Origin of the sequence: Phenylobacterium sp., from assembly GCF_004799395.1 — a bacterium.
Classification (GTDB): domain Bacteria; phylum Pseudomonadota; class Alphaproteobacteria; order Caulobacterales; family Caulobacteraceae; genus Phenylobacterium.
In genome coordinates, this window is record NZ_SSMZ01000108.1 from 1 (window position 1) to 10,275 (window position 10,275).

Annotated in this window: 10 protein-coding genes and 1 pseudogene; 10 read left to right on the forward strand and 1 reads right to left on the reverse strand. The window is 68.6% G+C overall.

Annotated features, from left to right (window positions below):
• The 9 genes and pseudogenes from E8A12_RS07580 to E8A12_RS07620 all read left to right on the forward strand — a co-directional run.
• Positions 1-332, forward strand: a pseudogene (locus tag E8A12_RS07580) (c-type cytochrome biogenesis protein CcmI); the annotation flags it as partial.
• On the forward strand, positions 329-820 hold the full coding sequence (gene ccmE / locus E8A12_RS07585; RefSeq protein ID WP_293367313.1) for a cytochrome c maturation protein CcmE: 492 nt from the start codon (positions 329-331) through the stop codon (positions 818-820). The pseudogene E8A12_RS07580 and the gene ccmE, both read left to right, overlap by 4 nt.
• A 10-nt stretch (positions 821-830) precedes the next feature.
• Positions 831-2,837, forward strand: coding sequence for a heme lyase CcmF/NrfE family subunit (locus tag E8A12_RS07590; RefSeq protein ID WP_293367314.1), 2,007 nt, complete (start codon positions 831-833; stop codon positions 2,835-2,837).
• Positions 2,834-3,289: a cytochrome c-type biogenesis protein gene (locus E8A12_RS07595; RefSeq protein WP_293367315.1), complete on the forward strand. Its 456-nt coding sequence runs from the start codon at positions 2,834-2,836 to the stop codon at positions 3,287-3,289. The genes E8A12_RS07590 and E8A12_RS07595 overlap by 4 nt, the downstream gene beginning before the upstream one ends.
• Positions 3,290-3,433: 144 nt before the next feature.
• A complete protein-coding gene (locus E8A12_RS07600) occupies positions 3,434-5,020 on the forward strand; it encodes a Do family serine endopeptidase (RefSeq protein WP_293367316.1) in 1,587 nt (528 codons plus the stop codon).
• Positions 5,021-5,047: 27 nt separating this feature from the next.
• A complete protein-coding gene (locus E8A12_RS07605; RefSeq protein ID WP_293367317.1) occupies positions 5,048-5,719 on the forward strand; it encodes a response regulator transcription factor in 672 nt (223 codons plus the stop codon).
• 17 nt (positions 5,720-5,736) lie between these two features.
• Positions 5,737-7,137, forward strand: a complete 1,401-nt coding sequence (locus E8A12_RS07610; RefSeq protein ID WP_293367318.1) for a HAMP domain-containing sensor histidine kinase — start codon at positions 5,737-5,739, stop codon at positions 7,135-7,137.
• Between the two features lie 101 nt (positions 7,138-7,238).
• Positions 7,239-7,640 (forward strand): hypothetical protein, encoded by a 402-nt coding sequence (locus tag E8A12_RS07615; protein ID WP_293367319.1) that lies wholly within the window; start codon positions 7,239-7,241, stop codon positions 7,638-7,640.
• Between the two features lie 154 nt (positions 7,641-7,794).
• Positions 7,795-8,514, forward strand: coding sequence for a hypothetical protein (locus E8A12_RS07620; protein ID WP_293367320.1), 720 nt, complete (start codon positions 7,795-7,797; stop codon positions 8,512-8,514).
• A gap of 98 nt (positions 8,515-8,612) precedes the next feature.
• On the opposite strand, the gene E8A12_RS07625 is transcribed toward E8A12_RS07620, so the two are convergent.
• Entirely contained in the window at positions 8,613-9,572 is a 960-nt protein-coding gene (locus tag E8A12_RS07625; protein WP_293367321.1) for a phosphoribosylaminoimidazolesuccinocarboxamide synthase, read from the reverse strand.
• 534 nt (positions 9,573-10,106) lie between these two features.
• On the opposite strand from E8A12_RS07625, the gene E8A12_RS07630 reads away from it, so the two are divergent.
• Positions 10,107-10,275 (forward strand): hypothetical protein (locus E8A12_RS07630; protein WP_293367322.1); only part of this gene is annotated, 169 nt, incomplete at its 3' end.

A 10,275-nucleotide genomic window follows, 5' to 3' on the forward strand; every position in this document is an offset into this window, starting at 1 on the left:
TGCCGGCCAGCGATCCGCGGCGGGGCGATCTCCAGGGCGCCATCGCCCAGGCTGAGGGCCATCCGCTTCCGCCCCCGCCGCCGGCCGCGCCGCAAGGCCTCTCCGGCGATCAGATGACCGCGGTGCGCGGCATGGTGGCGGGCCTCGCCGCGCGGCTGCAGCAGAGCCCCGACGACCCGGCCGGCTGGGTGCAGCTGGTCAAGGCCTACGCCGTCTTGGGCGACACCGAGAAGCGCGACGCGGCGCTGAAATCGGCCCGCGCCCGCTACGCCGGCAAGCCGGACGAGCTGGCCGCGCTCGCCGCCGCGGCCGCGACGGAGCCGATGAAATGAGCTGGTTGCCCAAATCCCCAAAGGCGCGGCGCCGCCTGACCCTGGTGGCGGCTATCGCCCCGGTGCTGGCGCTGGCGCTGGGCCTGACGCTGTGGGGCCTGCGGGGCTCGATCTCGTTCTTCTATACGCCGAGCCAGGCCGCCGCTGCCCACCCGCCGCCGGGACGATCCGTGCAGCTCGGCGGCATGGTGCAGATGGGCAGCGTCGCCAAGCATCCGGACGGGCGCGTGGACTTCGTGGTCGCCGACCGCACGGCCAGGGACAAGGTCAGCTTCCAGGGCGACCTGCCGGATCTGTTCCGCGAGGGGCAGGGCGTGGTCGCCGTGGGCGCCTTCCGCGAGGACGGCGTCTTCGAGGCCAAGCAGGTGCTGGCCAAGCACGACGAGAAGTACATGCCGCCGGACCTGGAAAAGGCCCTGAAGGCGCAGGGCGAATGGCGCGGCGACGGCTCGACGCCCGATTACGCGAAGGCCCAGCCCGCCACATGATCGCGCCCCAATGATTGCAGAGTTCGGATCCTTCGCGCTCGTCCTGGCGCTCACCTTCGCCGTCGTTCAGATGGCGTTGTCGGCAGCGGCGCGCGTGCGCCGCTCGGCCGTCCTGGCGGCGGCGGGCGAGGGCGCGGCGGTGGCGTCCTTCGCCGGCGTGGCCATCGCCTTCGCCTGCCTGATCCACGCCTTCGTCACCTCGGACTTCTCGGTGGCGAACGTGGCGGCCAATTCGCACACCGAAAAGCCGCTGCTCTACAAGGTGGCCGGGACCTGGGGCAGCCACGAGGGATCGATCCTGCTCTGGTGCCTGATCCTCACCGGCTACGGCGCGGCGGCGGCGACGCTGGGGCGCGGCCTTCCCCGGGGCCTGAAGGCGCTGATGGTGGCGACGCAGGGCGCGCTGGGGACGGTGTTCCTGGCCTACACGGTGTTTGCGTCGAACCCGCTGACGCGGATCGCGATGCCGCCGGTGGAGGGCCGTTCACTCAACCCGCTGCTTCAGGACCCGGCGCTGGCGATCCATCCGCCGTTCCTCTACTCGGGCTACGTCGGCATGTCGGTGGTCTTCTCGCTGGCGGTCGCAGCCCTGATCGAAGGGCGCGTGGACGCGGCCTGGGCGCGATGGGTCCGGCCCTGGGCTCTGGCCGCCTGGAGCTTCCTGACCGTCGGCATCACGCTCGGCGCCTTCTGGGCCTACTACGAGCTGGGTTGGGGCGGCTGGTGGTTCTGGGACCCGGTGGAGAACGCCTCCTTCATGCCGTGGCTGATGGCCACCGCCCTGCTGCACTCGGCCGTCGTCACCGAAAAGCGCGGGGCGCTGGCCGGCTGGAGCCTGTTCCTGGCCATCGGGGCCTTCACCTTCTCCATGCTGGGCGCGTTCCTGGTGCGCTCGGGCGTGCTGACATCCGTCCATGCCTTCGCCGTCGATCCCAAGCGTGGCGTACTTCTGCTGATCATCCTCGGCGTGACCGCCGGCTCCGCCTTCGCCCTCTTCGCCTGGCGCGCGCCCAAGCTGGCGCAGGGCGGCCTGTTCGCCCCGATCAGCCGCGAGAGCGCGCTGGTGATGAACAACATCCTGCTGGCCGCGGCGACGACGACGGTGATGTTCGGGACGCTGTTCCCGCTGGTCCGCGAGGCCATGGGCACGCCGATCTCCATCGGCCCCGGCTATTTCAACTGGACCTTCGCGCCGCTGATGGCGGCCCTGGCGATCATCCTGCCGGCCGGCCCGCTGCTGGCCTGGAAGCGCGGCGATCTTCACGGTGTTGGCCAGCGACTGTGGGCGGCGGCGCTGATCGCGCTCGGCTGCGGTCTCCTGGCCTACGCCCTGGTGAGCCCGCGGAAGGCGTTCGGCGCCCTGGGGATCGCCATCGGCGTTTGGCTGGTCGCTGGCGTCGTCACCGAGCTCGTCGAGCGCACCCGGGCCTTCCGCGTCTCGGCGGCGGACAGCTGGCGCCGGCTCACGGGCCTGCCGCGCGGCGCCTGGGGCATGACGCTGGCGCACCTGGGTCTCGGGGTGTTCGTGCTGGGCGCCTGCGCCGAACTGGGCTGGAAGGGCGAGGCGGCTGAAGCCCTGCCGCTGGGCGGCGCGCTGGACGTCGGCGCCTATCACCTGACGCTGGAGACCGTGCGCCCGGTCGAGGGGCCGAACTACGATTCCGAGCGGGCGATGATCCGGGTGACCAAGGCTGGCCGAGAGGTCTGCACCGGCGAGCCCGATCGGCGCTTCTATCCGGCCGGCGGCCAGACGATTTCCGGGATCGCGCTCTGCTACCGCGGCGCCTCGCACCTCTACATGGTGCTGGGCGAGCGGCGGAAGGCCTTGGACGGCACGCCGGTCTGGCTGATCCGCGCCTACTGGAACCCCTGGGCGAGCTTGATCTTCCTGGGCCCTGTGATCATGGCCTTGGGCGGACTCACCTCGCTTTCCGACCGGCGGATGCGCCTTGGCGTGGCCCGGCGGCGCGCGGCGGCGACGCCGGCGCCCGCGGCGGCGAAGGAACAGCCGGCGTGAGGCGCCTGCAGGCCCTGGCGGCGATGTTCGCCGGCGTGCTCTGCCTGGCCGCCGCGGCCGACCCCGCCGACCGCCTGCCCGATCCCGCCCAGGAAGCCCGCGCCCGGGCGATCATGCAGGACGTGCGTTGCCTCGTCTGCCAGAACGAATCGATCGACGATTCGGAGGCCGAACTCGCCGCCGACCTGCGCAAGGTCGTGCGCGAGCAGGTCAAGGCCGGGCACAGCGATGTCGAGGTCAAACGCTTCCTCACCGACCGCTACGGCGAGTTCGTGCTGCTGACCCCGGCGTTTTCCTGGATGAACCTGGCCCTCTGGGGCGGGCCGTTCCTTGTGGTCATTCTGGGGGCAGGCCTGCTTTTCACGCGCCTGAGGAACCGATCCGGCGACGCCGAACTCTCACCTGCGGAGGCCGAACGTGTGAGACGGCTGTCAGAAACCGATCCAGCCTGACATGATTGCGCCCTACAACGGACGGATTGGCTCTCGCAGGCTGTCTTAAAGGTAACTTGAGCGCAGTTGCGCTTCGATGCATCGAACCTAGGTTTACGGGTGCGGCGGTCCCACCGATCTGCGCCAGAGGGAAACAGAAGTCATATGACCTCCAAGAAGACGGGCTATCTCCTGGGCGCGGTCGCCGGCGCGGGCGTCATGGCCGCCGCGGTCGCAGGCGCCGGCATGCGATTGCCCGATGCGCATGCCGACGGTCAGGCCCATCTGATCAAGGCCTCGACGGCGCCGATCTTCGCTCCCCCGCCCGGCGCGCCGATGTCGTTCGCCGACATCTTCGACCGCGTTTCCCCGGCCGTGGTGTCGATCAATGTGACCAGCCGCGTGGATGCGAGCGCGCTGCGCCACATCCCGGGCTTCGAGGGCCTTCCCTTCGACCTGCAGCCGCGCGGCGGCCAGGGCGGCGGCGGCGACGATGAGGAAGGCGCGCCGCCGGAAACCGGCCGGGCCGGCCCCAAGGGCCAGCCCAAGCTGCCGACGCAGCAGTCGGCCGGCTCCGGCTTCTTCATCTCGGCGGACGGCTATATCGTCACCAACAACCACGTCGTCGAGAACGCCGAGACCATCAAGGTGGTGCTCAAGGACGAGACCGAGCTCGACGCGGTCGTCATCGGCCGCGACGAGCCCTCCGATCTGGCGGTGATCAAGGTCAAGGGCGGGCGCACCAACTTCCCGTTCGTGAGCTTCGAGAATTCCGGCAAGCCGCGGGTCGGCGACTGGGTGCTGGCGGTGGGCAACCCCTTCGGCCTGGGCGGCACCGCCACGGCCGGGATCGTCAGCGCCTATGGCCGCGATATCGGCGACAACTTCGTCGACTACATCCAGATCGACGCCCCCATCAACCGCGGCAACTCCGGCGGTCCGACCTTCGACATCTACGGCCGCGTCATCGGCGTGAACTCCTCGATCTTCACGCCCTCGGGCGGCTCGGTGGGCATCGGCTTCGCCATCCCCTCCGACGTGGCCGACGCGATCACCAAGAAGTTGATCACCGGCGGCAAGATCCAGCGCGGCTATATCGGCGCGACGATCCAGAACTTCACGCCCGACATGGCCGAGGCCCAGGGGCTCGGCGCGCAGAAGGGCGCCATCGTCTCCGACACCGTGCCGAACGGCCCGTCGGCCAAGGCCGGCCTCATGCCCGGGGATATCGTGGTCTCGGTGAACGGCGTCTCCATCAAGACCTCGACGGAGCTGACCCGCGAAGTCGCCAAGGCCCAGCCCGGCGACTCGATCAAGCTGGACGTGATCCGCGAGGGCAAGCATCGCCCCATCGAGATCAAGTCGGGCGTCCGCCCGTCGGAAAAAGACCTGGCCCTGAACGACAACACGCCCGGCGGCGGCGACAAGAGCCCGCTGGCCCCGCCGACACCGCATCCGACGGTGTTGGGCATGGCGCTGGCGCCGCTGGACGACGTCACGCGCCGGCGGCTCAATGCGCCGCCGGAGGTCAAGGGTGTGGTGGTCGAGGGCATCGACCAGAACTCCGACGCCGGTCAGAAGGGCCTGCATCGCGGCGACATCATCGTCCAGGCCAACGGCCACCCGGTGACCAGCGCCGCGGACGTGTCTGCCGCGGTCGACGCGGCGAAGAAGGCCAACCGCACAGGCGTCCTCCTGGGCATCTTCCGGCAAGGCCGCACGACCTTCCTGCCGATCAAGATCGCCGGCTAGAACAGGGTCTAGGGGGCGGACCAAGCAATGCGGATCCTGATCGTCGAAGACGACCTTGAAGCGGCTGACGCCATGGAGCGGGGCCTGACCGAGGCAGGCAACGCCTGCACCCGGGCGGCCGATGGCGAGGAGGGTCTGACCGCCGCCCGCGACGGCGAGTTCGACGTGATGATCGTCGACCGGATGATGCCGAAGATGAACGGCGTCCAGCTGATCGAGACCATCCGCCGCGAGGGCGACCAGACGCCGGTGCTGTTCCTGTCGGCGCTCGGCGAGGTCGGCGACCGGGTCGAGGGCCTGAAGGCCGGCGGCGACGACTATCTCGTCAAGCCCTACGCGTTCGCCGAGCTGATCGCCCGGGTCGAGGCCCTGGCGCGGCGGCGCGAGACCGGCTCGGTCCACACCCTGCTCAGGGTCGGCGAGCTGGAGATGGACCTGATCGGCCGCACGGTGCATCGCCAGGGCAAGGAGATCGACCTGCAGCCCCGCGAGTTCCAGCTCCTGGAATTCATGATGCGCCACGCCGGCCAGTCGGTGACCCGCACCATGCTGCTGGAGAAGGTCTGGGAGTACCATTTCGACCCGCAGACCAACGTCATCGACGTGCACATCTCGCGCCTGCGCTCGAAGATCGACAAGGGCTTCGACCGTCCCATGCTGCAGACGGTCCGCGGGGCGGGCTACCGCCTCGACGCCTGAGATCGGACGGCGGAGCCATGCGCCTGCCGCGCATATTCCGCACGGCGCCGTTCCGCCTGACGGTGATCATCCTGGGGCTGTTCGCCAGCTCGGCGCTCGCCTTCCTGGCCTACATCTATGTGGCGACGGCGGGCGAGGCGACGCGGCGCACCGACCAGGAGATCACCCGCGAGATGCACAGCCTCGTGGCGGCCTATGACCGGGCCGGCGTCGACGCGGTCAACCAGTCGCTGATCGAGCGCGCCGCCAGCGAGCGGCCGTTCCTCTACCTCCTGATGAAGCCGGATCAGAAGAAGATCTCCGGCTCTATCGAGGAAAGCCCGGTGGAGAAGTTCACCGGCGCGCCCACCTGGGCCAGCTTCGCGGTGACCGACCTGGACGCCCAGGGCCACACCATGAAGCACCCGGCCCGCGGCCTGCAGCAGCGCCTGAGCGGCGGCCAGGTCCTGTTCGTCGGCGCCGACGTGGGCGAGGACCAGGCCTATGTGGACAAGATCACCCGCGCCAGCCAGGGCGCCGGCGCGCTCGTGGTGGTCCTGGGCCTGCTCTTGGGTATCCTGGTCAGCCGCAACGTGACCCGCTCGATGACCGGCCTGACCGAGGTGGTGGATGCGGTGCGCAACGGCGATCTTGGGGCCCGCGCCCAGCTGCGCGGCACCCGCGACGAGTTCGACGAACTGGCCGCCGGCATCAACGAGATGCTCGACCGGCTGGAGCGCTCCATGGCCGGCCACCGCCACGCCGGCGACGCCATCGCCCACGACCTGCGCTCCCCGCTCACCCGGCTCAGGGCGCGGCTGGAGGTGGCCTATCTGGACGTCGAGGCCGGCAAGGGCGATCCGACCCAGGCGCTCGCCCAGGCCCTGGAGGACACCGACGGCGTCCTGAAGACCTTCGGCGCGGTGCTGTCGATCGCCCGCCTGCAGGCGGCGGGCGCCGCGCCGGACCCGGTGCTGTTCGACCCCTCGGAACTGGCCGCCAACATCTCCGAACTCTACGAGCCCCTGTGCGAGGACAAGGGCATCGACTTCGCCGCCGAGCTGCAGAACGACCTGCAGGCCCGCGGCAACCGCGAGTTCCTGGCCCAGGCGCTGGCCAACATCCTCGACAACGCCGTGAAGTACACTCCGTCCGGCGGCGCGATCATGCTGCGGGTGCGCCGCCGCTCCTCCGGCGAGATCGAGTTCTCGGTCACCGACACCGGCCCGGGCGTCCCCGACGGCGACCGCGAGCGGGTGGTGGAGCGCTTCGTGCGCCTGGAGAACAGCCGCAACGAACCCGGCGCGGGTCTGGGCCTGTCGCTGGTGGCGGCGGTGGCCGAGGCGCACGGCGGGCGGCTGGAGCTCGCCGAAGGCCCCGGCAAGGTCGGCGAGATGGGCCCGGGGCTGAGGGTGGCGCTGATCCTGCCGCGGGCTTGAGGGGCCAGGGACCTGGCGATGACGCCGACCGAGGGCTGGATTGATGCGTTGCGCGTCAACCGCTAACCTTCAGGCTCGCCTCTTGGCCTGGTGGTCATCCGATGACGCTTTCCTGCCTTTGCGGCCAAGTCCATGTCACGGTGGAAAGGCGGCCAGAGTACATCAATGAATGTAACTGCACGTTGTGCAGTAAAGCGGGTGCCCGCTGGGGATATTTTCTTCCATCGGAAGTGAGCGTTGCCGGCCCAACGAAAGGATATAGCCGGGCGGATAAGGAAGACCCGAATGCAGAAGTCCATTTCTGCGCCGAGTGCGGCTCGACGACCCATTTTGTCCTGACCGACGGCGCCGTGTCGAAGTTCGGAAACACGCTCATGGGCGTCAATATGTGGCTGGCGGATGAGCGCGACCTGTGCGGCGTCGAGGTGCGTTATCCCGACGGACAGGCCTGGTCCGGCGTCGGCGGCTTTGGCTATATCCGGGAGCCCCGGGTCATCGGTTGAGAAGCGGCGGGCGATTGACCGCCTTCACCCGAACCAGCCCTTCCCAAGTTCCGCTTTGCGGACGACCTCGCGACGACCGCTTTCGACCCAAGGCGGACCTTCTCTCGATCCGTGATACCCAAGCTCCAGGGCAGTTGGTCCGTCGGGGGGCGGCATGGACATCCACAAACCCAAGCCGTGGCGCGGTTGGCGCGAATTCCTGAAGGAGTACCTGATCATCGTGATCGGTGTCCTTACCGCGCTCAGCGCCGAACAGGCGGCCGAGACCGTCCACGAGCACAGGATCGCCAATGAAGCCCGCGAGTCGGTTCGAGCCGAGGTGCGGGAGAACCTTTGGTGGCTGGAGCGGCGGGAGAAAACCCAGCCCTGCACGCGCCAGCAGATGGCGGAGCTCGGCGATGTGCTCGCCAAAGCCCGGCATGGGCGGCCCTATCCCGTCCCGCGACAGCTCCAACGGGTCTACCACGCCAAGCTGACGAGCCTTCGGTGGGAAGCCAACGCCCAGGCCGGACGCGCAAGCCTGTTCTCCCCCCAGGAGCAGCAAAGCCTCGGCAACATGTACTACACGACGGAGCAATACGGCCGCGCTCAGGATGTTGAGGAAGAGGTCTGGTCCAAGCTGGACGCGATCGACGGGCTGGACCACCTGACGCCGCAGGAGGTTGACCAGTTCGCCACCCTCCTGGCGCAGGCGCGCTTTCAGAGCGGGCAGGTCGACCTGAACATCATGCGGGCGCATCAGTGGGCGCTGGCGTTGCGGCTGAAGGGGGAAAATCCCAACGTGCTTGAGGTGCCGGTGAGCTCCGTCATGACCGTGAGCTGCCCTTCGATCAGCGCCATTCCCGTGGGTGCGCCTGGGGGCGTTGTCCACTAAGGGCGAGCCCGCTATCGACCCATCTCGGACGTCCTGCCGGTCACCCCCCGAGACCTTGAACGCACCCGGAATTTTTGAGGGATCGGCGTCCAGTCAGCCTAACGGCGGTATGGCGCCAGGTTGCGGCGGATGCGGTCCAGCACCGGTTCGTCCGCGGCGGGGGGCTCAAAGGTCTGTCCGGTGATGGCCTCGAACGCCTGGATGTAGACCTTCGAGGTCTCCTCGATCATTCCGGCCGGTATCTCGGGGATCGCGTCGGCGTAGGGATCGCACCGCGCCGCCACCCAGCTGCGCACGAAGTCCTTGTCGAAGGAATCGGGGCGCTCGCCAGCTGCGAACCTTGCGGCATAGGTCTGGCCAATCCAGTAGCGGCTGGAGTCGGGCGTGTGGATTTCATCGGCCAGGAGAATCTGGCCGTCGGCGTCGGTTCCGAACTCGTATTTGGTGTCGACCAGGATCAGACCTCGCTCGGCGGCAATTCGCTGGCCGCGGGCGAAAAGCGCCAGCGCGTAGGTGGACACCGCCTCCCACTGCTCCGCCGTCAGCAGTCCCTGGGCCAGAATCTCGTCCGGCGTCAGCGGCTCGTCGTGGCCGCCGTCGAAGGCCTTGCTGGAGGGTGTGATGATCGGCTGCGGCAGGCGCTGATTGTCGCGCAGGCCATCGGGCAGGGTGTGCCCGTACATGCTGCGCTGGCCTTGCTTGTACAGGGTCAGGATCGAGGTGCCGGTCGTCCCAGCGAGGTAATCTCGAACGACGATCTCAACCGGCAGGATGGTCAGGCGCCGCCCAATGACCACATTGGGGTCGGGGTACTCCAAAACGTGGTTCGGACAGATGTCGGCCGTCTGATCGAACCAATAACGCGCCGTCTGGGTCAGGACCTGACCCTTGTGGGGAATGACCGCCAGGATGCGATCAAAGGCGCTTAGCCGATCTGAAGCGATGATGATCCGACGCCCGTCGGGCAGGTCGTAGTTGTCCCTGACCTTGCCGCGGTAGTGGTTCGGCAAATCAGGAAAGGTGGCGTCGGCCAGAGCGTGCGCGGCGGTGGACTGCATGGGCTCGGTATTGGGGTCGAGTCGGGCCACGTCAAGGCGGAGTCGGTCGCCGCAGCTTGCCGAACGTCTGGTTCGTGGCGCTGAGCCAAGGACGACGTTCCACCCGCTGCTGACGTTCGGCGAGTCCGGTCGACCGCTACCGTCTAGGACCGAGTGGTTCTGCCAGTCCGATGAGAAGTCCTTCGGGGCCGCGCGTCGTCGAGGGATTCCACCGCGATGCCGACATTGTCCATTCGTAGCAATCTGCTTTTATTCATGATTTCGGTCGTATCCCGGGCGATGCTGTAGCTGGGCTGTAGCGGAGCCTCTCGCGAGGGCCCCCTCTATTGCTCGATATACTTGGCGGCCGACGCGAAGGTCCCTCAAGGCTGATCTATCTGGAGGTCTGCATTCCGGCGACAGGCCAGGGTCGCCGGAATCGGCGCAAAGCTGGTGAGGCTCGCGCGCCCTACGTCCCCCTCCCGCCATTGCCGCCGCAATGGGGGAGGTAGTCGGGACTCGCTTAGCGCGCGTGGAACCGTCTAATCCTCGTCCATGGCGCTCGCCGATCAGCTCAAACCGTGCGGACCCGTGGTCGACGCCAAGGCGGCCGAGCGGCTCCGCGGGGTCATCGCCCAGGCCCTGTGGTCCGACCGGCTGGGGCAGGCCTGGCCGGCGCTGGCGCCGGTGTTCGCGGCCTCGCCCTATCTGACAGGACTCGCGC

Bases quoted from the DNA above. Each gene is read 5' to 3' on its own strand.
- ccmE (WP_293367313.1), top strand. From the start codon at position 329: ATGAGCTGGTTGCCCAAATCCCCAAAGGCGCGGCGCCGCCTGACCCTG.
- E8A12_RS07590 (WP_293367314.1), top strand. From the start codon at position 831: ATGATTGCAGAGTTCGGATCCTTCGCGCTCGTCCTGGCGCTCACCTTC.
- E8A12_RS07600 (WP_293367316.1), top strand. From the start codon at position 3,434: ATGACCTCCAAGAAGACGGGCTATCTCCTGGGCGCGGTCGCCGGCGCG.
- E8A12_RS07605 (WP_293367317.1), top strand. From the start codon at position 5,048: ATGCGGATCCTGATCGTCGAAGACGACCTTGAAGCGGCTGACGCCATG.
- E8A12_RS07610 (WP_293367318.1), top strand. From the start codon at position 5,737: ATGCGCCTGCCGCGCATATTCCGCACGGCGCCGTTCCGCCTGACGGTG.
- E8A12_RS07615 (WP_293367319.1), top strand. From the start codon at position 7,239: ATGACGCTTTCCTGCCTTTGCGGCCAAGTCCATGTCACGGTGGAAAGG.
- E8A12_RS07620 (WP_293367320.1), top strand. From the start codon at position 7,795: ATGGACATCCACAAACCCAAGCCGTGGCGCGGTTGGCGCGAATTCCTG.
- E8A12_RS07625 (WP_293367321.1), bottom strand. From the start codon at position 9,572: ATGCAGTCCACCGCCGCGCACGCTCTGGCCGACGCCACCTTTCCTGAT.